Origin of the sequence: Massilia sp. S19_KUP03_FR1, assembly GCF_036688685.1 — a bacterium.
In the GTDB taxonomy this organism is placed as follows: Bacteria; Pseudomonadota; Gammaproteobacteria; order Burkholderiales; family Burkholderiaceae_D; genus JALYUM01.
In genome coordinates, this window is sequence record NZ_JAQQPS010000009.1 from 1 (window position 1) to 22,802 (window position 22,802).

The following is a 22,802-nucleotide window of genomic DNA, read 5'->3' on the forward strand; positions in this document are numbered from 1 at the left end:
GCGCCGCCGTTGCCGCCGCCGGTCCCTGCGCCGCCGGATGCGCCCGGCCTCGAAGGGCGCGTCACCTTGCTCGATGGCGCCGGCGCGTATCTGGCCGGGCGTGCGCCGGGACGCGAGCCGTCGGCGCGGCGCCGCATCATGAGCAACGGCGCGCTGGCCGGCTACCTGCTGGTCAGCCAGCCGCCGCGTCCCGCCGATGCGCTGGCCACTGCCTTCCTGGCCCAGTTGAGCAGCAGCCTGTGGACCATCGGCGCGGCCAGCATCGCGCTCTCGGCGATCGCCGCCATGCTGTTGGCGGCCAACTTCCGCCAGCCGATCGACCGGCTGGCACAGGGCGCGCGGGCGCTGGCCGAGGGCCGCTTCGATGTGCGCCTGGCGCAGGACCGGGGCGACGAACTGGGCGACCTGGCCGCCAGCTTCAATGCCCTGGCCAGCCGGCTCGACGCGGCCGAAGACGAACGGCGCAGATGGGTGGCCGATACCTCGCACGAATTGCGCACGCCGCTGTCGGTGCTGCGCGCGCAGCTCGAAGCGATCCAGGATGGCGTGCGCGCGCCCGACCCGGCCACGCTGGCCTCGATGCTGCGCCAGGTGCTGTCGCTGAACGCGCTGATCGACGACCTGTATGCGCTGGCGCGGCTGGACGTGGGCGTGCCCGATTATGTTTTTGCCCCGCTCGACCTGGCGGCGCTGGCGCGCGAGCAGGCGCAAGCCTTTGGCGCCAGGTTCGCGCAGGCGGGCCTGGATCTGGCCGTCGATACGCTCCCGCACGGCGCGACGGTGCTGGCCGATGCCGACGCCCTGCGCCAGGTGCTGGCGAATGTGCTGGAAAACTGCTGCCGCTACACCGCCGCTGGCGGCGTGGTGTATGTGCACGGCAGCCTGGACGCTTCACATGTCACCCTCATCGTCGACGACAGCGCGCCCGGTCTGGCGCCGGCCGACCTGGCACGGCTGGGCCAGCGTTTCTTCCGCGTCGACGCTTCGCGCAGCCGCGCGCTGGGCGGTGCGGGCCTCGGCCTGGCGCTGTCGCAGCGGATCGTGGCGCAACATCAGGGCACGCTGCGCTTCGACAGCGCGCCGCAAGGCGGCCTGCGCGTGGCCGTCACGCTGCCGCGCGCGCCGGCATGAGCGCGCGCGTGATGATCGTCGAGGACGAGCCGGAACTGGCCGCGCTGGTGGCCGACTACGCGCGTGCCGCCGGCCATGACGCCACCGTGTTCGGTGACGGTGCGCTGGCGCTGCAAGCCGTGCGCGCCGAGCCGCCCGACGTCCTGGTGCTCGACCTGATGCTGCCCGGGCTGGACGGCGTAGCGGTCTGCCGCGCGGTGCGCACCTTCTCGACCCTGCCGATCATCATGGTAACCGCGAAGGTGGAGGAGATCGACCGCTTGCTGGGCCTGGAAACCGGCGCCGACGACTACCTGTGCAAACCGTTCAGTCCGCGCGAACTGATGGCGCGCATCAAGGCGCTGCTGCGCCGCAGCGGCTACGTGCAGCCTTTGCTGACAGTCGATGCTGCCGGCCAGCGCGTGCTGGTGCGCGGCCAGGCGCTGGATTTGACGCCCAGCGAATTTGCGATTCTGGCCGGGATGGCGCGCCGCCCGGGGACGGTCTTTTCGCGCGCCCAGCTGCTCGACCTGGCCGCGCAGGACAAGCTGGAAACGGCTGACCGCGCCGTCGACAGTCACATCAAGAACCTGCGCCGCAAGCTCGCCGCCGTGCTGCCTGGCGCGGAGCCGATCACGTCCCTGTACGGGCTGGGTTACCGCCTCGACGTGTAGGCAGCGTCCACGGTTTCTCCACAATTGCTGCCGATACTGGACGTTCCCAACCACGGAGTGTCCCATCATGAAAACCGTTTATTTGCCGGCTTTGCTGTCCATCCTCTTTGTCGCCCAGCGCGCGTCGGCCGCACCGTTGCCGCCAACCAGGGCAACGCAACACGTTCTCTGCCAGGAAAATGGCCGCGCATGTCCGGTGGCGCCGGTCGCACCGCCGGCACCGCCGGCGCCACCAGCGCCACCAGCGCCCGAGGACATGCAACGACAGCGGCTCGGGTCCGCCGAGGAACCCCTGGCGCCGCCGGCCCCACCACGGCCGCCGAAGCCGCCCAAACCACCGAAACCACCGGCACCGCTGCCGGAGGGGGCCGATGCGCAGTAATTTCCCGGCGAGGAGATTCTTTTTTTTGCGGTATCGAAATGCAAGTTATTATTGGTTTCCACATTCACGACTGCCCGGGAGACTCCATGACTCGCATGACGTTTTCACGCCGTACCTTGTGCGCCGCCGTCGCGGCGTTAGCCTGCCTGCCATCCGTGGCCGCGTTTGCCGCGCCGTTTGCATCAAGCCGGATCAGCGTGCAGATTGAAGGCAGCGGCCCGGATGTGGTGTTGATCCCGGGTCTGAATTCCTCGCCGCGCGCATGGGCGTCGACCGTGGCCGCCATGCCGGGTTACCGCTACCACCTGGTGCAGTTGGCTGGCTTCGGTGGTGCGCCTGCCGCTGGCAACAAGGCGGGCGACGTGGTCGCGCCGGTGGCCGAAGAAATCGCGCGCTACCTCAGCGAGGCTGGCCTCAAACGGCCCGCCGTGATCGGCCACTCGATGGGCGGCACGATCGGCCTGATGCTCGCTGCCCGCCATCCGGACGCGCTGGCGCGCCTGATGGTGGTCGACATGGTGCCGGCGCTGGGCGCCATGTTTGCCGGGCCGGACGCCACGCCGGCGCAGGTCGAAGCGGTGGCGGACCGGATCGCGCTTGCCATGCGCAGCGCGAGCCCGGCGCAGCGCAGAGCGAGCGCCGCCGTCACCATCAACGGCATGGTCGACAATCTGGCGATGCGTCCGGTGGCCTTGCACGATGTGCTGGCCAGCGACCCGGACGTCGGTACGCGTGCCTTTCACGAGCTGCTTTTGACCAACCTGGGTCCGGAACTGGGCAAGATCACGGTGCCGGTGAGCGTGCTGTACGTCCAGACCAGGGGCGTACCGATGACGCCCGAACAGTTCGACGCGGTCTATCAAAGCGTCTACGCGCCGATCGCAGGCGTGACCCTGAAGCGGATTGCCAACAGCGCCCACTTCATCATGTGGGATCAGCCGCAGCGCTTCCAGTCGGAAGCCAAGGCCTTCCTGGGCCCACGCTGACGGTCACAGACTGGCGTGCTCCAGGATCTCCTGCCCCATCAGCACGCAGTCGCCCTGCATTTGCGCGTAAATGAAATGCATGCGGTACTGGCCCTTGTAGACATTGCCCCACACCTCCAGCACATCGAACTGCTGCTTCCGGTTGGCCGGATTGCGGATCGGCGCCAGCACTTTGACTTCCTGGGCGATTTCGATGCGCTGGTCCGGGCCGAGATGAAAGCTCAGCAAGCGCTGCGCCTGGCCGGCGGCAGCGGCGGCGCAGTGGTGCACCGGGGCGCCCTGCGCGCCGGCCGCATGGACACTCAAAGCGCAACTGAAAGTGCATGCAAGTAGTTTTTTCATAGGTCACCTGTCGGGGCGTCTCGGGCGCGCGCTCAAAGCGGCGCCATCCGTAACCAGTGTACGGGACCTGGCGTATTTTTGGCGACATGGGCACGGTTGCCGGGCGCGGCCATTCCATGGGAATATGGCACGCTTCTGTCAATGCGAAAGTCGCCCCATGCACCTGCGTCGCGCCGTCCCCGCCGATTTTTCCGGCATGTGGCCCATCTTCCAGGAAGTGGTGGCGTCCGAATCGACCTATGTTTTCACTGCCGATACCAGCGAGGCGGAGGCGTTCGCGTACTGGTTCGGTCCCGGCGTGACGTCGTACGTGGCAGAAGAGGGCGGGGCGGTCGTGGCGATGTACAAGCTCGTTGCCAACCAGGTTGGCCTGGGCGGCCATGTCGCGAATGCATCGTTCATGGTGGCCGCGCGCGCCGGCGGCAGGGGGATCGGGCGTCAGCTTGGCCTGCATTGCCTGCAACAGGCGCTCGAGGCCGGGTTTTTGGCCATGCAATTTAATTTCGTGGTCAGCACGAATGCCGCGGCGGTCAAGTTGTGGCAGAGCCTCGGCTTCACCATTGTCGGCACCTTGCCGCAGGTATTCCGGCACCGGGAGCTCGGGCTGGTCGATGCCTTCGTCATGCACCGCTTCCTCGAATAAGGGGCCGGATTATCCGGTCCATCGCGCAGCCCCTTCCTGAATTCGTAAGAAAGCAACGCGCCCTTTTGAGCTGGCGCAAGCAGTGGGCACAGCCTGCCTGAGACTGGTCTTACTCCGATATCGTGGTCCTTCCATTCCAACCGGAAATGTGAGGGCGCTTGATGGACGCGTTTGCAAGAAATGATCTGGTCAAGTCGCTGGCGCGCTTTTCCAGCACCACCAGGCTGTACGCACTGACGGTCGGCGACGACGACGTGCTGGTCGAAGCCTTCCTGGCCGACGAGGCCATCCAGGCAATTGGCGTGCGCGACGTGATTGCCCTGTCGACCAGCGCCTATCTCGACCTGGAAGCGCTGCTGGGTCAGCCCGCCAGTTTGTCCATCAGCCTGGCCGACCGCAGCCGTACCAGCTTCAGCGGTTTTATTACCGAAGCGTCGATGTTATCCTGCGACGGCGGCTTCGCCCGCTACTGCCTGCGCATTGCGCCGTGGATGTGGCGCCTGGAACAGGTGCAGAATTGCCGCGTGTGGGAAAACAAGACCGTCGTCGAAATCATCGACGACGTCTTCCGCTATTACCAGCCGCAGGCGCGCTGGCGCTGGAGCAGCGAGACCGCGCGCTTCATGAACGATGCCGTGGCGCGCACGTACTGCTGCCAGTACCGCGAATCGGATTTTGATTTCATCCGCCGCCTGTTGACCGAAGAAGGCCTTTGCTGGCGCTTCGAGCAGGACAAGGATGGCCATTGTTGTGTGCTGTTCTCGAACAGCACGCAACTGTGCGCGGTGCCGGAAGACCCCAGCAGTGCAGTTGATGGCGGGGTGCGCTACCACGGCGCGCGGCCCGGCGAGCGCCAGGACACGGTGCAGGCCATGCACAGCACGCGCAGCCTGCTGTCGACCGTTGTCACCGTGCTCAGCACCGACTACAAGCGGCGCCACAACATCACGGCCAGCTCGCCATCGCGCTATCCCAACGGCGCCAATACGCAGGCGCTGGAAGTGTTCGACCACCCCGGCGCGTATGCCTACGCCGACGCCTTCCAGGCACGCCGCTACGCCGATCTGCACATGGAAACGCTGGAAGCGCGCTCGCTGACCTGGCTGGGCCGCTCAACCGTGCGCACCTTGCGCGCGGGCACGCGCGTGACGATCACCGACATGCCGCTCAAGCGCCTGGGCCGCGCGCCGGCCTTCACGGTGACGCGCGTGACCAGCATCGGCATCAATAACCTGCCGCCGTCGGCCACGCAGGCGCTGGCGGCACTGTTCGAGCCGCTCGCGGACATCCTGGAAGAATTTGCCCCACAGCGTGACCCCGACATGCTGGCGCTGCTGTGCGCACAGGCGACGCAATCGGGCTACGCCAACTGTTTCGACGCCATTCCCGCCGACCGTCCCTGGCGCGCGCAATTGCCCGGCGCAGAGGCGGGGCTGCATCCGCTTCCCACCGCGATTGGCGCGCAAACGGCGCTGGTGGTCGGCCCCGGTGGAAGCCGCCGTCCGGATGGCGCGAGGGAAATCTATTGCGACAAGCTGGGCCGGGTGCGCATCCGTTTTCACTGGCAGGACGAAACGGCCAGTTGCTGGGTGCGTGTGGCGCAGCGGGCGGCGGGCGGTTCCAAATCGCAATTCCTGCCGCGCATAGGCCAGGAAGTGTTTGTTCAGTTCATGGAAAACAATATCGACCGGCCGGTGATTGTTGGCGCGCTGTACAACGGGCAGGGAGAAGGCGGCCACTACGCCACGCCGGGCGGCAAGACGGTGCGGCTCAGGCAAACCGAATACTTTGCCCGTTCCACCGACCACGCGCGCGTGGCGCAGGGCAACCTGGCCGGCACCAGCAGCCCGGTCTGGCACGGCGCCTCGCCCGCGTTCACCGGGCACCGCAACGATGCAGCCCAGTGGGGCATCCGCAGCAAGGAATTTGGTGGCAGCGGCTACAACCAGTTGCTGTTCGACGACACCGATGCGCGGGGGCGGGTCCAGCTCAAATCGACCGGTGCGGCGACCGAGCTCAATCTGGGTCACCTGATCCACACGGCCGACAATTATCGGGGCAGTTTCCGCGGGCTGGGCGCCGAGTTGCGCACCGATGCCTATGGCGCAGTGCGTGCCGGTGCTGGCTTGCTGATCACGAGCTACAAGATCGCGCACAGCGCGAAGGCACGCGAGCCGGTTGGGGAAAATGCCGCCGGGGTCGCGATGCTGCAGCAAGCATCAAACATGGCGGAGCGCTTCCATGGCGCGGCGACCACGCACAAGACGGTCGGCGTGGCGCAAGCGCCCTTGCAATCGCTGCTCGCGGCAGTTTCCGGCAAGGACGATGCGCCCATGATCGGGGCGGCCGAACCCCTGCCGAAGCTGGCGCAACCCATCATCGCCGTTTCCGCCCAGGGCGGCCTGGGCGCGGTTGCCGGCCAGGATGTGCAACTGGCGACCGGCGACGCTGTTTTCCTGCTCAGCGGCGCCGACACCCAGTTTTCCACCGGTGGGCAGCTGCGCGTGCATGCGGGCCAGGCCATCGGCATGCTGGGCGGCGCCGTAAAACCGGGCGAGGGCGGCGTTGGCATGCAGCTGATCGCCGCGCAGGATGACATCGACTTTCAGGCCCAGGCCGACACGCTGACGGTACAGGCGCGCGATGAGGTCAATGTCATCAGCGCGAATGCGCACATCGACTGGGCGGCGGCGAAGTCGATCAGCCTGTCGACGGCGGGCGGGGCGAATATCACGATTGCGGGCGGGAATATTACGGTGCAGTGTCCGGGCAAGTTGACAATCCATGCTGGCGTAAAAAGCTTTGTGGGGCCGGCAAAATTGCATTATCCAATGCCCAGCTTGCCGGACCAGGTATGTGTGGAATGCCTGAAGAAGGCATTGGCGGCTGGCGTGGCCTTTACAACGGTGGAGTGAATCATGCTGATCGATCCGTTTTCGTCGAACTGGCAGGATCGTCTGACTAGCCAGCACGCTGGCCTGGCCGAGGGGCGACAACTGTTCCTGCTCATCGACGGCGCTTTCCTGCCTGACTTTTATCGTGAAGTTGAAAAGGTATCGCCTGTCTCGCTGCTGTTCGAACAGTTGCCGGCCTGCTCGGAAAAAATGCGGTCCGTCTCGCCGTTCCTGGTGTCCTGTTCCCCGCCGCCCGTCGGCCTTGGGCGCGCGCTTGGCAAGTGCAGCGGCTGGCCCATGCTCAGTGCAATCGAGACGCCTGAACCCATCGCGACGCTGGCACAGCGCCTCGCTGCCTGGTGCATTGTTGAAAACGATGGTCAGCGTTTCAATTTCCGTTTTCCCGATACGCGCAGGCTGCCAGGCTTGTTCGCGGCCCTGTCGGCGCGTCAACGCGGCTCACTGGCGGGGCCGGCGCGGCGCTGGTCCTGGATTGGCAGGGATGGCACCTGGAACGAGCTTGGACTGCCGGAGATTGCGCAGAACTTCGCGCAGCGCCCGATCCTCGATCACAAGCAGTTTGCCGCGATGGTCGGCGACAGCGAAGTCGACGAGGCCATTCTCTTGCTGCGAGACCGCGGCCCATTGCCAGCGCAACGGCCATCGGAAATATATGGCCTTGTCAGCGACGCCAGACGTGTCGCTGGCCTGTGTCGATTCGATCCGGACATCTGCCTGGACTGGTGTGGCCACTGCCTGCACAACGGTGTTCGTCTTCGTGACACCGACGGTACTGCCGCCGCATTGGCATGGCGCGCCACATTGATGCCAGGAGAAGCGTGATGGTTCCCGTATGCAGTTTCAAATTGGCCTTGAAAAAAATGTTGATCGCAAGCCTGCTGCTGACAACGATGCTATCGGCTTGCGGCAGGCCTGGCAGTCCGGTCAGTTCCGATGTACCCGTCAGTGTCCATGCCGTCAATTATAGCGACGAGGAATTCCAATACACACTGGAAGACCCGGCCGATCCGTCGAACCTCGGCGGCGGTGAGGCAATTGGTCGCTTTGCCGCTGGCGGGACAATGTGCTGTTACAGCCTCCCGAAGAAGTGGCGGCCAGGGATGAAAGTAAAACTCAACTTTGAACTGTATTTTCCTAATCCATCAGGGGGCGATGCTCGGAAGACGAAAAATACTGAGATGGTCGACATTCCACAGTACATAAATCCGGAAGAGCTATGGCTGGTCCGTGCCGCCCACGGTGAAATGAGTATTGTGCTGAGTAATGTTCAGCCTGACCATCCAAAGTGGACCGGGCCAGTCAAAGGATGGCCAGTGCCGACATTGGCATATTACAGAGAGCGCGCCGATATTTACATCAATAATTCAAAAGGAACTATTGATGCACTTCAAGAGTTATCTAAAGGAATGCGGAGTGCGCCGGAAGAAACCGCGAAAGGAATGTGGGAGCTAAATGAGCGGTATGACCGAAAAGCTAATTTTGGATATGCTGGCTACAAGGATAAAAAATACCAGGAATTTCTGCGAGCTGATTTCGATAAATCGCTTGCTGAAGAAAAGGAAAATTTGAAGCTACTAGAGGCGAACCGACCATGACCGCGAAACTGTGTAGTGAATTAAAATATAATTTCTGCAATGCATCGGCGCGAAATGATTTTTTTGATGGATCTGAGCGTGCCAAAGTAAATAGGTTTGAAAAATTAGAGCAGCCTTCCGTGGGTAGCCCAACAACTGGCTGTAAAACAAATTTATATTTTGGATTTTTCTTTGATGGAACAAAGAACAACTACGTCCTTGCCGAGAAAAACAAAACCCACTCCAATATCGCTCGCTTGTACGACTGTTATCCCGGACTGAGTGTCCCGAACGTTCTGCCAAAAATAACCGATTGGGAATACGATCCGTCACGCTATACGCATTTTTTCAGGACGTATATCCCCGGCGTCTCCTCGCCATTCAAGGACGTGAACGATAGTGGACAGGGACTCGATCTCCAGCGCGGTGCTGCTACCGGATATCTCGGCGAAGCACGCATCATATGGGCCTTGCTTCAGGCGCTCAACAACGTCCATCGCTACTTTCTGAAAGCCCCGCTGCTTACACCACAAGAAACGACATCGTTCGTGAAGAGCGTCGTTTTGAACAAAAGCCGGCGTCGGCAGATGACGCCTGCGCCTGGCGAGGTGACTGACGACGAAAACAGCAGTGCGGATCACCTTACCAGACAGGCGTTTGAAGAAGTGCTTGGTCGACTACACTGCGCGGTTAAGCAGCACTGGCCGGACAAGAAAGCCGGGCGTCCTCCCAAGATCGATCCCGGCATCGTACGAAAAATCCATATCTCCATTTTTGGCTTTTCGCGCGGTGCGACACAGGCCCGGGCCTACACGAACTGGCTCATGTCACTGTGCAAGCTGGACGCCCGATTGTGCGGGAGAGGCAACACCATGACTCTGGGCGGCTTTGACGTCGCGTTTGATTTTCTGGGGTTGTTTGACTCGGTTGCATCGATTGGCGCAGGCAATACATTGGGCAACAGCGTTTTGGGCAAGATGTTCGATGGGCACGGCGCATGGGCCGACGCCGAGGAGAGCCTCCGCATTCCAGACAACATCACGTGTCTGCACCTCGTTGCGGCGCATGAAGTGCGGCGCAGTTTTCCATTGGATTCAATCTTTGCTGTCGGCGATGTCACGACGTCAAATTGCACCGAAATTGTCTTGCCCGGTGTGCATTCGGATCTGGGTTGCGGGTATGCGCCAGGTGAACAGGGGCGCGGTAGGGATCCAGAAGGCAAGGATATGCTGACCCGTATTCCGCTGCTGCTCATGTACCAGTCAGCCCGCCTCGCCGGTGTGCCCCTGAAGCTGGAACTCGCCAGTGACATCGCAAAACAACGGTTCGCCGTAGCGCCTGAAACGATCAACGCCTTCAATGCTTATATTAATGCCTGCAAGACAAAAATCGGCTCCTTGACAGCGATTATGCGAGAACAGGGAAATTATTACATGCAGTGGCGAATTCTTCGTCGCCACACGGGGGGGGGGACCGCTGGAGAAAACTGAGAGCTATGGCCGTGCCAGTAGATTTGATCAGAATGATTTACGTAGCGCGAACTGGGAATTTGAAGCCGAAATCAAGGCGTTCAGTGCCTGGTTGGGCAGCAAGGGCAAGAAGTTCCGACCGGTAGCGCAAAGGCCAGGGTTCGAAAATGACTACGAAAACGAATGGGAGGAAATTGCGCTCTGGTGGAACACCCGGCCGAGTCTCGCAGCCGAGATCGCACATTTCTTCGATGAGTACGTGCACGACTCGCGCGCCTGGTTCAAGCTCATTCCTGGTAACCCGGACAACGAAGCCGACATGATCGCCCTGCTCAAGAAATGGGATACCAAGCGAATGCAGGCGCTCAACGACAACGCCGAGTTCTACAGACGGTTCGCACTCACCCACGGGGACGCGGCCGCACAGCGTGCGCGGCAAAAGACGCCATGCCCCGTCGCGAAGGATGGCTTGAGCGATGAGCAGCGCACCGCCGCGCAGGAATACGCCCGCACCCAGAAAATTCCGACCATGACGACGAGCGGTCGCGAGCCGTTTGAGGCGTATTACATCTCGTCGCGCGGTGGTTATTTACGTTACCGAAAAATCTACGGGGGCTGGGACAGCGTGCTGATTTCTCGAAATGACAGCGCCGACGGCGACCAGGAAAACGTCGCGTGAGCCTGGCTGGATCAGTACACGTCGCGGCAATACCGCCCCGCCACATCCAGTGCCTCCAGCGCATCCGCGCCCAGCGCCTGTTCCAGCGCTGCGTGCACCCCGCCGGCCATCCCCTGCAAACTGCCGCAGACATAAATGGCCGCACCGCGCGCCACCCAGGCGGCAATGTCGGCAGCGCGCTCGTCGACGACCTGCTGCACATAGCGCGGCCGCGCCGGGTCGCGCGAATAGGCCAGGTCGAGTTCGGCGAGGCCGCCGCTCCGGCGCCAGTGCTGCAATTCATCCGCGCACAGCGCGTCATTTGCAGGGCTGCGCTCGCCAAAAATCAGCCAGTTCTCTTTCGAGCCTGCATCCACGCGTGCTTTCAAATGGGCACGCAGGCCGGCCAGCCCACTACCATTGCCGATCAGGATCAGCGGCCGGCCGGCATTGCCATTCAGGCGGAAACGCTGGTGCGCGCGCACGCGCAGCGAAATCACATCGCCTTCCTGCGCGCCAGCACACAGCCAGCCAGACGCGGCGCCGTTGCTGCCGTCGTCATTGCGGTGCAAGCGCACCATCAAGCCAAGATGACCTTCGCCCGGCACCGACGCGATCGAATAGTCGCGCGGGTGCGCGTCGTGCGGCGGCGTGATCTGCACCAGGTCGCCGGCTTCCCAGTGCGGCAGGGCGGCGTCGCTTGGGCTTAGCGCGATGTGAAACAGCGGCGCGCCCGCGCTGCCGGGGTTTAACTGGCGCCGCGTGACGATGCGCCAGTTGCCGAATGCCGGCGCTTCCCAGTCGGGCGCGTCGCTGGTGCCGGCCACGTGGCTGAGTTGATGCTGCCAGTCGGCAATCGCGGCTGGGGCGCCCTTGTCGACGTCGATCCGGTCGAACAGCGGCCGGGCGCCGCGCGCCTGCAGCCAGGCGTCCAGGCCGCGTCCGAAGCCGCAATAGTTGGTGTAGCTGCTGTCGCCCAGGGCCAGCACGCCGTAATGCAGGTGCGCCAGGTCCGGGGTGGCAGCCATGATGTTCTGGGCGAAACGGGCGGCGCTGTCGGGCGCATCGCCTTCGCCGTAGGTGCTGACGATGAACAGCACGCGCGTGGCACTGGCCAGCAAGGTGGCGTCCACACTGCCGATGTCGACGGCGTGCGCATGCAGCCCGCTGGTCGTCAGCGTCGCGGCCGTGCGCCCGGCCAGAAATTCGGCGCTGCCGGTCTGGCTGGCGTAGACCACCAGCCAGTCGGCGCCCTTTGGCATCGGCCTGGCAGGTGGTCGGCGCAGCTTGGCGATGCACAGCGCGGCGTAGCTCAATAGCAGCAGCCCGGCGCCACCGAGGCGGATCGGTTCGAAACTGATCATCGCAGCAGCGCGCGGTAAGCGCTGGTGGTAATCTCTGCCAGCGCGCCTGGTCGGCGCACCAGGAAGCGCGCAGCCAGGCCGCGCTGTTCGGCAAACGCCAGGCCGTCGACTGCGCCGAGGACGGTGAGGACGGTCGAGAGCGCGTCGGCTGCCATGCAGGAGGGGTGTAATACGGTCACGGATGCCACATCATTGGTAATCGGATAGCCAGTGCGCGGGTCGAGCGTGTGCGACGCGCGCTGCGTGCCATAGGAAAAATAACGCCGGTAGTCGCCCGACGTGGCAAGAGCCAGGCCGTGCAGCGCGGCGATGGTGGCGCTGGCGGTATCCGCGTCATGGGCATCGGGCACGCCTTCGAGCGCCACCCACCACGGCTGGCCATCGGGCTTGACGCCGGCGCCGCGCAATTCGCCGCCCACTTCCACCAGATAGTGCTGCACGCCCTGCATGCGCAGGCAGCGCGCCAGCTGGTCGACCGCAAAACCTTTCGCCACGGACGATAAATCGAGCTGCACGCCGCCCGGCTGGAACAGCCTGCGCGTCGCAGCATCGTATTGCACCGCGTGTTTCGCCTGCATGACAGCATCGATGGCGGCCGGCGAGGGTGCGTAAAAGTGGGCCTCATCGAACCTGCGCTCGGGGCCGAAGCCCCACAGGTTGACCAGCGCGCCGGCGCAGGGATCGTAGGCGCCGCCGCTGTCACGCGACACGTCCAGCGCATAGGCAATCACCGTCGCGAATTCGGCGGGCAGCGTCTGCCAGGTGCCGGCCGGGGCGCGGTTGAAGCGCCCCAGGTCGGAACCCGCTTCCCAATGGCTCATCTGGGCCACGACCTGGTCCAGTTCAGCCTGCAAGTCGGGCCAAGGCGCATCGACCACGGCCTTGACCGACCAGCTGGTTCCCATGCTTAGGCCGGCCACTTCCCGCACCACGCTGCCGAAGCGCGGCGGCGTGGGGTCGATGTCGATGGGGACGAGTACGTTTTGCAAAAGGCTAATTACTCCGGCAGGACGGCCAGCGTGGCGGTGTAGCTGTAGCGTTTCGCGCCATTTTCCGGCGGACCCTTGCGCTGGTCGTTCGGGTAGCTGGTGCCCAGCCAGTACTGGTTGGCGGACGGCAGCTTGATGGCAGCTTCGCCCTTGGCATCGGTCACCAGGCGAATTTCGCCCAGCACGCCGCGGTAGCGCACGCCACCGGCAATCAGGCTGAACGGTTGATTGGCCAGCGGCTTGCCGTCCAGCGTGAAGCGCATGCGCGCCGTTTCGCCGGTACGCAGTTCGGTCGGGTTGGTCAGCGGGATCATTTCCAGGCCTTCGCCACTCGGTTTGAAGGCGCCCATGCTCGCCTTGTTGGCAGTCACAAACGTCTCGATGCGGGTGTGGTTGGTGCTGCGCGTGACATCGGTGGCGCCAGCCGGCAGGTCAGCCTCGTTGCGGAAGCGCTTCATTTCGCCGCCCAGCTTGTAGCTACCCATGGTGTTGCTTGAGACCAGCGATACTTTATAGGTGCCGTCCTTTGGCAGTTTCAGGTCGACACTGCTGCGGAAACGGCTTGAAGTGGGGGCCGGAATGGCCGTCACCGCACCATCCGGGTCGGTGACCATGGCGCCGTCGAATTTCATGGTGTTGGTGTCGAACTCGAACAACTGGTCGGAAATGGCGCCGTCGATCGTGACGGTGACTTCCTTCGCCTCGATGAAGGTGTTGGTCGGCATGATCCATGGCTTGTGCGCGGAAGCGCCGGCGGCGATGCTCGCCAGCACGAGGGCCAGGACTGTTTTTTTCATTGTTTTCATGTTGGCGCGTCCTTCAAGGGGCAAGATTAAGGATTGATACTGAGGGCGACTTTGCCCAGTTCTTCCGTACCTGCGGCGCTGGCAGCGATCTTGCCGCCCTTGGCCGGCCACGTGAACGGCACTTTCACCAGTTCGCGCCCGCCCGATTCACGCGACGCTTCCACCACCAGCTTGTAGTCACCGGCGGCCAGCTTGTCGATGCCGGTCTTGGCCGGGCCGAAGGAAATCGTCTGTTCGCCCGCCGCGCGGGTGGCGCCGCTCATGCCATCCATTGCCGTCATGTCGCGCCCGGCCTTGCGCCACCAGGTGCGCAGGTCCTTGAGCCACTTGGCGCCGCCGTTGTCTTTCTTTTTCAGGTCGTACAACACGGTCAGGTTGGCCGCCACGCTCTGGTCGGCGCGTTCGATCCACATCGCCACGTAAGGGCGGTGGTACTCCGCCACGTTCAGTTGCGGAATCTCGAACTTGACGGTCAGGTCGGCAGCCGTGGCCCAGCCGGACAGCACTGGCAGGGTGAGGACGAGCGAATGGGACAGTTTCATGTAAACCCTAGTAGTAAAGTGAAAGTCAGTGGACGAATAACAGCGCCAGCACGATCGGCAACACGATCCCGAAGCCAATCACCGGCCAGGTCGAGGGCCGATTGGCCGCGTGGAACTTCAAAATCAAGAATCCGGTGATGCAAAACACCAGGCTGGCCAGCGCAAAAATATCGATGAACCAGCTCCACACGGCGCCGGCGTTGCGGCCTTTATGCATGTCGTTCAGCCAGGAAATCCAGCCGCGGTCGGTTTTTTCGTACTCGGCGCCATCGACGCCGATGCGCACCCATGCATCGCCACCCGGGCGCGGCAGGGCGATATACGCGTCTTCCTCGCTCCATTCGGCGGCCTTGCCGGCCACCTCGACCGGGAAGGTTTTCTCGGCCCAGGCTGCCAGGCTGGTCGACAGCGGGGCGCGGCTATCCGGGTGCGCCTCGGCAAATTTCTGCAATTCGTCGGCCAGTGCCGGCGGCAAGGCCGCTTTCTGCCTGGTCACTTGCGGCTTCGCCTCGATCTGCGCGGCATGGTTCAGCGTGAAGCCGGTGATGCTGAACAGCAACATCGCCATCAGGCACATGGCGGAGCTGATCCAATGCCACTGGTGCAGGTTTTTCAGCCAGACGGCACGGCCCGCGCCGGGCAGGGCGGACGGTGCATTGGACGCAGCGGGGTAGTCGGGTGTTTTCATTAACGCAAATGATAACCATTATCATTTGCGAGGTCAACGGTGGAATGGTGAGAATCATTTCAATGTAACAAATTGAATGCGTCGGTTTTGTCGAATCGCATAGTGCGTTACAATGAATTGCTGTTCAGAGATCGTGAGTTGCAACTGTGATTTGCGTCTGTAAAGAGAATTGCAACACTGTCCTTCCCCACAACTTGATGTCAAGAAGTGCAATCCGCTAACCGGTCAGGCCGTGTCGCGGAAGGTTAGATTAACCCGCCAATTTCGCGAAGCGCGAAGAAAGGTGAGCAAGAATGATGCAACAATCCACCGCCAACTCTTATCTGTTCGGCGGTAATGCGCCGTACGTGGAAGAGTTGTACGAGTCCTATCTGGACAATCCTGGTTCCGTACCGGAGAACTGGCGCAAATACTTCGACGCGATGCAGCACGTGCCCGCCGTCGACGGCAGCTCCAAGCCCGACGTCGCCCACGCATCCGTCATCGCCTCGTTCGCCGAGCGCGCCAAAGCCGGCCCGATCCGTGTCGTGACCGCCTCGGCCGACGTCGAAATGGGCCGCAAACGCGTTGCCGTGACCCAGTTGGTCGCTGCCTACCGCTTCCTCGGCTCGCACTGGGCCAACCTCGATCCTTTGCAGCGCCAGGAACGCCCACCGATCCCGGAACTCGATCCGGCTTCGTACGGTTTCACCGACGCCGACATGGACGTCGTCTTCAATATCTCGAATACCTATTTTGGCCAGGAAACCGCCTCGCTGCGCGACCTGCTCAACTTCCTGCGTGACACCTACTGCCGTTCGATCGGCGCCGAGTTCATGTACATCGGCGATCCGGCAGAAAAGCGCTGGCTGCAGGAACGGCTCGAATCGATCCGTTCGACCCCGAGCTTCACCAAAGAGAAAAAGCTGCACATCCTCGACCGCCTCACCGCGGCCGAAGGCCTGGAGCGCTATCTCCACACCAAATACGTCGGCGCCAAGCGCTTTTCGCTGGAAGGCTCCGAGTCCTTCATCGCCTCGATGGATGAAACCATCCAGCGCGCCGGTGAAAACGGCGTCCAGGAAATCGTTATCGGCATGGCCCACCGTGGCCGCCTGAACGTGCTGGTCAACACCCTCGGCAAATCGCCGCAGGACCTGTTCGAAGAATTCGAAGGCAAGCACGCCGACGACCTGCCATCGGGCGACGTCAAATACCACCAGGGTTTCTCGAGCGATATCTCGACCCCGGGCGGCCCGGTCCACCTGTCGCTCGCCTTCAATCCGTCCCACCTCGAAATCGTCAACCCGGTGGTTGAAGGTTCGGTCAAGGCGCGCATGGAGCGTCGTGGCGACAAGGAAGGCAAGCAAGTGCTGCCGATCCTGGTTCACGGCGACGCCGCTTTCGCTGGCCAGGGCGTGGTCATGGAAACGCTGAACCTGGCGCAGACCCGTGGCTACGGCACCGGCGGCACCATGCACATCGTCATCAACAACCAGATCGGTTTCACCACCTCCGATCCGCGCGACGCCCGTTCCACGCTGTACTGCTCGGACGTCGTCAAGATGATCGAAGCGCCGGTGCTGCACGTGAACGGCGACGATCCTGAAGCCGTGGTGCTGGCGACCCAAATCGCCATGGACTACCGCGTCATGTTCGCCAAGGACGTCGTGGTCGACATCATTTGCTACCGCAAACTGGGCCACAACGAGCAGGACACGCCAGCGCTGACCCAGCCGCTGATGTACAAGAAAATTGCCAAGCACCCGGGCACGCGCAAGCTGTACGCCGACAAGCTGGCAGCGCAGGGCGTCACCGAAGCCGACTTCGGCGATAAAATGGTCGCCGCCTTCCGCGACGCCATGGATGCCGGCAAGCACACCGTCGATCCGGTCCTGTCCGACTTCAAAAACAAGTACGCCGTCGACTGGCTGCCATTCCTGAACCGCAAGTGGACCGACAGTGCCGACACCGCCGTGCCGATGACGGAACTGAAGCGCCTGGCCGCGAAAATCACGGTTGTGCCGGAAGGTTTCAAAGCCCACTCGCTGGTCGAGAAGGTGCTCAATGACCGCGCCACCATGGGCCGCGGCGAGATGAACCTCGATTGGGGCATGGGCGAACACCTGGCCTACGCTTCGCTGGTCGCCTCCGGCTACGCCATCCGCCTGTCGGGCCAGGATGCCGGTCGGGGAACGTTCGTGCACCGTCACGCGGTCCTGCACGACCAGAACCGCGAGCGTTGGGATGCCGGCACCTACGTGCCACTGTGCAACGTGTCGGAAAACCAGGCGCCATTCACGGTGATCGACTCGGTCCTGTCCGAAGAAGCCGTCCTGGCCTTCGAATACGGCTACTCGACCGCTGAACCAAACACGCTGACCATCTGGGAAGCCCAGTTCGGCGACTTCGCCAACGGCGCCCAGGTCGTCATCGACCAGTTCATCGCCTCCGGTGAAGTCAAGTGGGGCCGCGCGTCGGGCCTGACGATGATGCTGCCGCACGGTTACGAAGGACAAGGTCCGGAGCACTCGTCCGCCCGTCCAGAGCGTTTCCTGCAACTGTGCGCCGACAACAATATGCAAGTGGTGCAGCCGACCTCCGCGTCGCAGATCTTCCACTTGCTGCGTCGCCAGATGGTGCGCCAGTTCCGCAAGCCGCTCGTCATTTTGACGCCGAAGTCGCTGCTGCGTAACAAGGATGCCGGTTCGCCATTGACCGATCTCGCCAAGGGTGCGTTCCAGACCGTCATCGGTGAAGTCGACGACAAAATAGACGCATCGAAGGTCAAGCGCGTGGTGGCCTGCTCCGGCAAGGTCTACTACGACCTGGTCAACACCCGCAAGACGCGCGGCCAGACAGATACGGCCATCGTCCGCGTCGAGCAGCTGTATCCGTTCCCGCACAAATCGTTCGGCGCCGAATTGAAAAAATTCCCGAACGCGGTGGAAATCGTGTGGGCGCAGGACGAGCCGCAAAACCAGGGTGCATGGTTCCAGATCCAGCACAACCTGTTCGAGAGCATGGAAGCGGGCCAGAAGCTGGCCTATGCCGGTCGCCCGGCCTCGGCTGCGCCTGCAGTCGGTTATGCCGACAAGCACAATGCTCAGCAGAAAGAATTGCTGGAAACGGCGTTCTCCAAGCTCAAGGGTTTCATCCTGACGAAGTAATCACGATGTAAAGCACGCCGCGCATTTGCCGGCGTGCTTCTGCTTTCTCGCACAAAGAATATAAACGGAGTTATTAATGGCACAAATCGAAGTCAAGGTCCCCCAGTTGTCGGAATCGGTTGCAGAAGCGACCCTGTTGTCCTGGCATAAAAAAGTCGGCGAGCCGGTCGGCCGCGACGAAAACATGATCGACATCGAAACCGACAAGGTGGTCCTGGAACTGCCGGCCCCGGTCGCTGGCGTGATCGTGCAACTGCTCAAAGGCGACGGCGCGACCGTGGTGGCTGGCGAAGTCATCGCCATCATCGACACCGAAGCATCAGCCCAGGTCAGCCCGATTCAAGTGAGCTCGGTGCAAGTTGCACCGTCGCCTGCCACTGCTGCTGCACCACAGTCCAGCCCTGCCGCCACTGGCGGTTCGATGGCCGGTGTGGCGATGCCTGCTGCCGCGAAGATCCTGGCTGACAACAATATGAGCGCCACCGACGTGGCCGGCAGCGGCCGCGACGGCCGTGTGACCAAGGGCGACGCCCTCGGCGCCGTGGCAGCACCGAAACCGGCAGCTCCCGCCCCATTGGCACCAGCACCAGCCAAGCCAGCACTGCAACAAGTGTCGGCCGCAATCGTGCAAAACCTGGGCGACCGTCCGGAAGAGCGCGTGCCGATGAGCCGCCTGCGTGCCCGTATCGCCGAGCGCCTGCTGCAATCGCAGTCGACCAACGCGATTCTGACCACGTTCAATGAAGTGAACATGCAGCCGGTGATCGACCTGCGCAACAAGTACAAGGACAAGTTCGAGAAAGAGCACGGCGTCAAGCTGGGCTTCATGTCCTTCTTCGTCAAGGCTGCGGTTGCCGCGCTGAAGAAATACCCGATCATCAACGCATCGGTCGACGGCAACGACATCGTCTACCACGGCTACTTCGACATCGGTATCGCGGTCGGTTCGCCACGCGGCCTGGTGGTGCCTATCCTGCGCAATGCCGACCAGATGAGCATTGCCGAGATCGAAAAGAAAATCGGCGAATTCGGCGTGAAAGCCAAAGAAGGCAAGCTGACGCTGGACGACCTGACCGGCGGCACCTTCTCGATCTCGAACGGCGGCACCTTCGGTTCGATGATGTCGACCCCGATCATCAACCCGCCACAGTCGGCCATCTTGGGCGTGCACGCGACCAAGGACCGTGCTGTCGTCGAAAACGGTCAAGTCGTGGTTCGTCCGATGAACTACCTGGCCATGTCGTACGATCACCGCATCATCGACGGCCGCGAAGCCGTGCTGGGCCTGGTCACGATGAAGGACACGCTGGAAGATCCGGCACGCCTGCTGCTGGACTTGTAATCAATTGGCACGCGCGCGCAGGTAGCGCGTGCAAACACTCTTTAGTGGAGGGATGATCATGAATGTCTCCGATGAAATCAAGCGTTTGCACGAATTGCACCTGGCCGGCGCGCTGACCGACAGCGAGTTCATCCGCGCCAAGGAGAAGGTCCTGGCAGGTTCGACCGTGAACCTGAACAAGACCATCGGCGATGGCAGCATCACCGCCGAATTCTCCCGACTGCGCCGTTCGCGCACCGACCGCTGGTTGGGCGGGGTATGCGGCGGGATTGCAGTGGCGTCCGGCATCGATGCCTGGATCTGGCGGCTGGTGTTTGCGCTGTTCGGTGTGACTTACGGCGTGGGCATCCTGATTTATGTGCTGTTGTGGGTTTTTGTACCCGAGGAGTCGGGGATCCAAAGCACGCCTGCAGAACGCTAACGTATAAAAATACGACGCACGCAAAACCGTCATCCCCGCGCAGGCGGGGACCCATAGCACGCGAGCTTGACCACAAACGCATGCGTGGCATGGATCCCCGCCTTCGCGGGGACGGTTGACTGCGTCAAAATAAGGAACTTTAATGAGTGATACCAAAAACTTCGACGTCGTCGTCATCGGTGGCGGCCCAGGCGGCTACATCGCGGCAATCCGCGCAGCGCAACTGGGCTTTTCCGTCGCTTGCGTCGACGAGTGGAGCAACGCCAAGGGCGGTCCTGCCCCAGGCGGCACCTGCACCAACGTCGGCTGCATTCCGTCGAAAGCACTGCTGCAATCGTCCGAGCATTTCGAGCACGCCGGCCATTCGTTCGCCGAACACGGCATCGATGTCGCCGGGCTGACGCTGAACCTGCCGCAAATGTTGAAGCGCAAAGACCAGGTGGTCAAGCAGAACAACGAAGGCATCCTGTACCTGTTCAAGAAAAACAAGGTCACCTTCTTCCACGGCCGCGCGACCTTCGCCGGTGCGGCTGAAGGCGGCTACACCTTGAGCGTGACCGGCCCTGGCGCCGCAACGCTGTCGGCCAAGCACGTCATCGTGGCCACGGGTTCGAATGCCCGTGAACTGCCGGGTGCACCGTTCGACGAGAAGATCATCCTCTCGAACACCGGCGCGCTGGCGATCGATGCGGTCCCGGGCAAACTGGGCGTCATCGGCGCCGGCGTCATCGGCCTGGAAATGGGCTCCGTCTGGCGCCGTGTCGGTGCCGACGTCACCGTGCTGGAAGGTCTGCCGACTTTCCTCGGCGCGGTTGACGAACAGATCGCCAAAGAAGCACATAAACTGTTTACCAAGCAGGGCCTGAAAATCAGCCTTGGCGTGAAAATCGGCACCATCACCAAGCATGATAACGGCGTCACCGTGGAATACACCGACGCTGCCGGCGCCGCGCAGAAGGCCGAATACGACCGCCTGATCATCTCGATCGGACGCGTGCCGAACACCATCGGTCTGGGTGCCGAGGTGGTTGGTCTGGCATTGGACGAGCGTGGCTTCATCAACGTCGACGGCGAGTGCAAGACCAACCTGCCGAACGTCTGGGCAGTGGGCGACGTGGTGCGCGGCCCGATGCTGGCGCACAAAGCCGAAGAAGAAGGCGTGGCAGTGGCCGAGCGTATCGCTGGCCAGCACGGCCACGTCAACTTCAACACGATTCCTTGGGTGATCTACACCTCGCCGGAAATCGCGTGGGTTGGCCAGACCGAGCAGCAGCTCAAAGCCGCCGGCATCGCCTATAAAGCCGGTACCTTCCCGTTCCTGGCCAACGGCCGCGCACGCGCGCTGGGCGACACGTCCGGCATGGTGAAGTTCCTGGCTGACGCGACCACCGATGAAATCCTGGGCGTCCACATCGTCGGCCCGATGGCCTCCGAGCTGATTTCGGAAGCGGTCGTTGCGATGGAATTCCGTGCGTCGTCGGAAGACATCGCGCGCATCTGCCACGCGCACCCGTCGTTGTCGGAAGCGACCAAGGAAGCCGCATTGGCAGTCGACAAGCGTTCCTTGAATTTCTAATTTGTCTTCAGCTTCACCGGCCGGTGCGTCCTTCGTGGCGTGCCGGCTTTTTTTGTATTGTGTGCCCATGAACGTTCAAGAGTTTTACCAGCATGCGCTGATCGAGCGCGGCTTCAAATCCGATCCGGCCCAGCACCGCGCCGTCGACCGCCTGCAGCAGGCCTACGATGAATGGGTGCATTTCAAATCGCAGCGTTCGTCCACCTTCAAGCGCCTGATCAACCGGCCGGATGTGCCGCGCGGCGTCTACCTGTGGGGTGGGGTGGGGCGCGGCAAATCGTTTTTGATGGATTCGTTCTATTCTGTCGTGCCGGTGGTGCGCAAGACGCGCCTGCACTTCCACGAATTCATGCGCGACGTGCACCGCCAGCTCGATGAACTCAAGGGCGTGGCCAATCCGCTCGACCAGGTGGCGCTGCGCATCGCCAAAAAATACCGCTTGATCTGCTTCGACGAATTCCACGTGTCGGACATCGCCGATGCGATGATCCTGTATAACCTGCTCGGCGCACTGTTCAAGAATGGCGTGTCGTTCATCATGACGTCGAACTACGATCCGGACCTGCTGTACCCGGATGGCCTGCACCGCGACCGCATGCTGCCGACCATCGCGCTGCTCAAGGACAAGCTCGATGTGATGAACGTCGACGCCGGCATCGACTACCGCAAGCGTGCCCTGGAGCAGGTGGAAACCTTCCACACCCCGCTCGGCGCTGCTGCCGACAAAGCACTGCGCGACGCCTGGGGCAAGATTGCCGAGACCACCGACGAAGACCCGCGCGTGCATATCGAACACCGTGAAATTCGCGCGCTGCGGCGCGCCGGCGGCAGCATCTGGTTCGATTTTGCGACCCTGTGCGGTGGCCCGCGCTCGCAGAACGATTACCTGGAACTGGCCAGCCGCTTTCACACCGTGATCCTGTCCGGGATTCCGGCGATGTCGGCGTCGATGTCGTCCGAGGCGCGCCGGTTTACCTGGCTGATCGACGTGTTTTACGACCACAAGGTCAAGCTCTTGATGTCGGCCGCGGTGGAGCCGGAGCAGCTCTACACGACGGGCGTGCTGTCGAATGAATTTCACCGCACCGTCTCGCGTATCATTGAAATGGGCTCGCGTGAATACATGCTGAGCGAACGGCGCGGGGCAGCGGATTCGCTGGCCTGACCGACAA

At 62.6% G+C, this 22,802-nt stretch carries 21 protein-coding genes; 15 read left to right on the top strand and 6 right to left on the bottom strand.

The genetic code is table 11. The annotated features are described in order from the left end of the window. From V6M87_RS11330 to V6M87_RS11345, 4 genes are all read left to right on the top strand, one after another. Window positions 1-1,131, top strand: a 1,131-nt coding sequence (locus tag V6M87_RS11330) for an ATP-binding protein (RefSeq protein WP_332876733.1), incomplete at its 5' end; no start/stop codon positions are given. Next, entirely contained in the window at window positions 1,128-1,784 is a 657-nt protein-coding gene (locus tag V6M87_RS11335) for a response regulator (RefSeq protein ID WP_332876734.1), read from the top strand. The genes V6M87_RS11330 and V6M87_RS11335, both read left to right, overlap by 4 nt. Before the next feature lie 67 nt (window positions 1,785-1,851). Further along, window positions 1,852-2,166: a hypothetical protein gene (locus tag V6M87_RS11340; RefSeq protein WP_332876735.1), complete on the top strand. Its 315-nt coding sequence runs from the start codon at window positions 1,852-1,854 to the stop codon at window positions 2,164-2,166. An 86-nt stretch (window positions 2,167-2,252) separates the two neighbouring features. Continuing rightward, window positions 2,253-3,152 carry an alpha/beta fold hydrolase gene (locus V6M87_RS11345; RefSeq protein WP_332876736.1) on the top strand — a complete coding sequence of 300 codons (900 nt, stop codon included), beginning with the start codon at window positions 2,253-2,255 and terminating at the stop codon, window positions 3,150-3,152. 3 nt (window positions 3,153-3,155) lie between these two features. On the opposite strand, the gene V6M87_RS11350 is transcribed toward V6M87_RS11345, so the two are convergent. Next, window positions 3,156-3,494 (bottom strand): hypothetical protein, encoded by a 339-nt coding sequence (locus V6M87_RS11350; RefSeq protein WP_332876737.1) that lies wholly within the window; start codon window positions 3,492-3,494, stop codon window positions 3,156-3,158. 157 nt (window positions 3,495-3,651) lie between these two features. Between V6M87_RS11350 and V6M87_RS11355 the strand changes: the two genes are divergently transcribed. From V6M87_RS11355 to V6M87_RS11380, 6 genes are all read left to right on the top strand, one after another. Beyond that, the gene (locus V6M87_RS11355; RefSeq protein ID WP_332876738.1) at window positions 3,652-4,137 is read left to right on the top strand and encodes a GNAT family N-acetyltransferase; all 486 of its coding nucleotides are present in this window, start codon (window positions 3,652-3,654) and stop codon (window positions 4,135-4,137) included. 161 nt (window positions 4,138-4,298) lie between these two features. Then, entirely contained in the window at window positions 4,299-7,052 is a 2,754-nt protein-coding gene (locus V6M87_RS11360; RefSeq protein ID WP_332876739.1) for a type VI secretion system Vgr family protein, read from the top strand. Between the two features lie 3 nt (window positions 7,053-7,055). After that, entirely contained in the window at window positions 7,056-7,874 is an 819-nt protein-coding gene (locus V6M87_RS11365) for a DUF4123 domain-containing protein (RefSeq protein WP_332876740.1), read from the top strand. Further along, window positions 7,874-8,647 (top strand): DUF3304 domain-containing protein, encoded by a 774-nt coding sequence (locus V6M87_RS11370; RefSeq protein WP_332876938.1) that lies wholly within the window; start codon window positions 7,874-7,876, stop codon window positions 8,645-8,647. Before V6M87_RS11365 ends, V6M87_RS11370 begins: the two co-directional genes overlap by 1 nt. Then, the gene (locus V6M87_RS11375) at window positions 8,644-10,116 is read left to right on the top strand and encodes a phospholipase effector Tle1 domain-containing protein (protein ID WP_332876741.1); all 1,473 of its coding nucleotides are present in this window, start codon (window positions 8,644-8,646) and stop codon (window positions 10,114-10,116) included. The genes V6M87_RS11370 and V6M87_RS11375 overlap by 4 nt, the downstream gene beginning before the upstream one ends. A 91-nt stretch (window positions 10,117-10,207) precedes the next feature. Continuing rightward, entirely contained in the window at window positions 10,208-10,774 is a 567-nt protein-coding gene (locus V6M87_RS11380; protein WP_332876742.1) for a hypothetical protein, read from the top strand. An 11-nt stretch (window positions 10,775-10,785) separates the two neighbouring features. On the opposite strand, the gene V6M87_RS11385 is transcribed toward V6M87_RS11380, so the two are convergent. From V6M87_RS11385 to V6M87_RS11405, 5 genes are read right to left on the bottom strand one after another with little or no spacing between them, the layout of a single operon-like run. Further along, on the bottom strand, window positions 10,786-12,117 hold the full coding sequence (locus V6M87_RS11385) for a sulfite reductase subunit alpha (protein WP_332876743.1): 1,332 nt from the start codon (window positions 12,115-12,117) through the stop codon (window positions 10,786-10,788). Further along, window positions 12,114-13,106, bottom strand: a complete 993-nt coding sequence (locus tag V6M87_RS11390; protein ID WP_332876744.1) for an FAD:protein FMN transferase — start codon at window positions 13,104-13,106, stop codon at window positions 12,114-12,116. Before V6M87_RS11390 ends, V6M87_RS11385 begins: the two co-directional genes overlap by 4 nt. An 8-nt stretch (window positions 13,107-13,114) precedes the next feature. Then, entirely contained in the window at window positions 13,115-13,903 is a 789-nt protein-coding gene (locus tag V6M87_RS11395; RefSeq protein WP_332876745.1) for a DUF4198 domain-containing protein, read from the bottom strand. A gap of 35 nt (window positions 13,904-13,938) precedes the next feature. Beyond that, entirely contained in the window at window positions 13,939-14,454 is a 516-nt protein-coding gene (locus tag V6M87_RS11400; RefSeq protein WP_332876746.1) for a DUF2271 domain-containing protein, read from the bottom strand. A 25-nt stretch (window positions 14,455-14,479) separates the two neighbouring features. Beyond that, window positions 14,480-15,142 carry a PepSY-associated TM helix domain-containing protein gene (locus V6M87_RS11405; RefSeq protein ID WP_332876747.1) on the bottom strand — a complete coding sequence of 221 codons (663 nt, stop codon included), beginning with the start codon at window positions 15,140-15,142 and terminating at the stop codon, window positions 14,480-14,482. A gap of 293 nt (window positions 15,143-15,435) precedes the next feature. Here V6M87_RS11405 and V6M87_RS11410 point away from each other — a divergent pair, with 293 nt between their 5' ends. From V6M87_RS11410 to zapE, 5 genes are all read left to right on the top strand, one after another. Continuing rightward, entirely contained in the window at window positions 15,436-18,291 is a 2,856-nt protein-coding gene (locus tag V6M87_RS11410) for a 2-oxoglutarate dehydrogenase E1 component (protein WP_332876748.1), read from the top strand. Between the two features lie 76 nt (window positions 18,292-18,367). After that, window positions 18,368-19,633 (top strand): 2-oxoglutarate dehydrogenase complex dihydrolipoyllysine-residue succinyltransferase, encoded by a 1,266-nt coding sequence (gene odhB, locus V6M87_RS11415; RefSeq protein WP_332876749.1) that lies wholly within the window; start codon window positions 18,368-18,370, stop codon window positions 19,631-19,633. 58 nt (window positions 19,634-19,691) lie between these two features. Next, complete coding sequence (locus tag V6M87_RS11420) at window positions 19,692-20,054, top strand: PspC domain-containing protein (protein WP_332876750.1); 363 nt, start codon at window positions 19,692-19,694, stop codon at window positions 20,052-20,054. 142 nt (window positions 20,055-20,196) lie between these two features. Beyond that, window positions 20,197-21,630, top strand: coding sequence for a dihydrolipoyl dehydrogenase (gene lpdA, locus V6M87_RS11425; RefSeq protein WP_332876751.1), 1,434 nt, complete (start codon window positions 20,197-20,199; stop codon window positions 21,628-21,630). A 67-nt stretch (window positions 21,631-21,697) separates the two neighbouring features. After that, on the top strand, window positions 21,698-22,795 hold the full coding sequence (zapE, locus tag V6M87_RS11430) for a cell division protein ZapE (RefSeq protein WP_332876752.1): 1,098 nt from the start codon (window positions 21,698-21,700) through the stop codon (window positions 22,793-22,795). Window positions 22,796-22,802 lie beyond the last annotated feature (7 nt).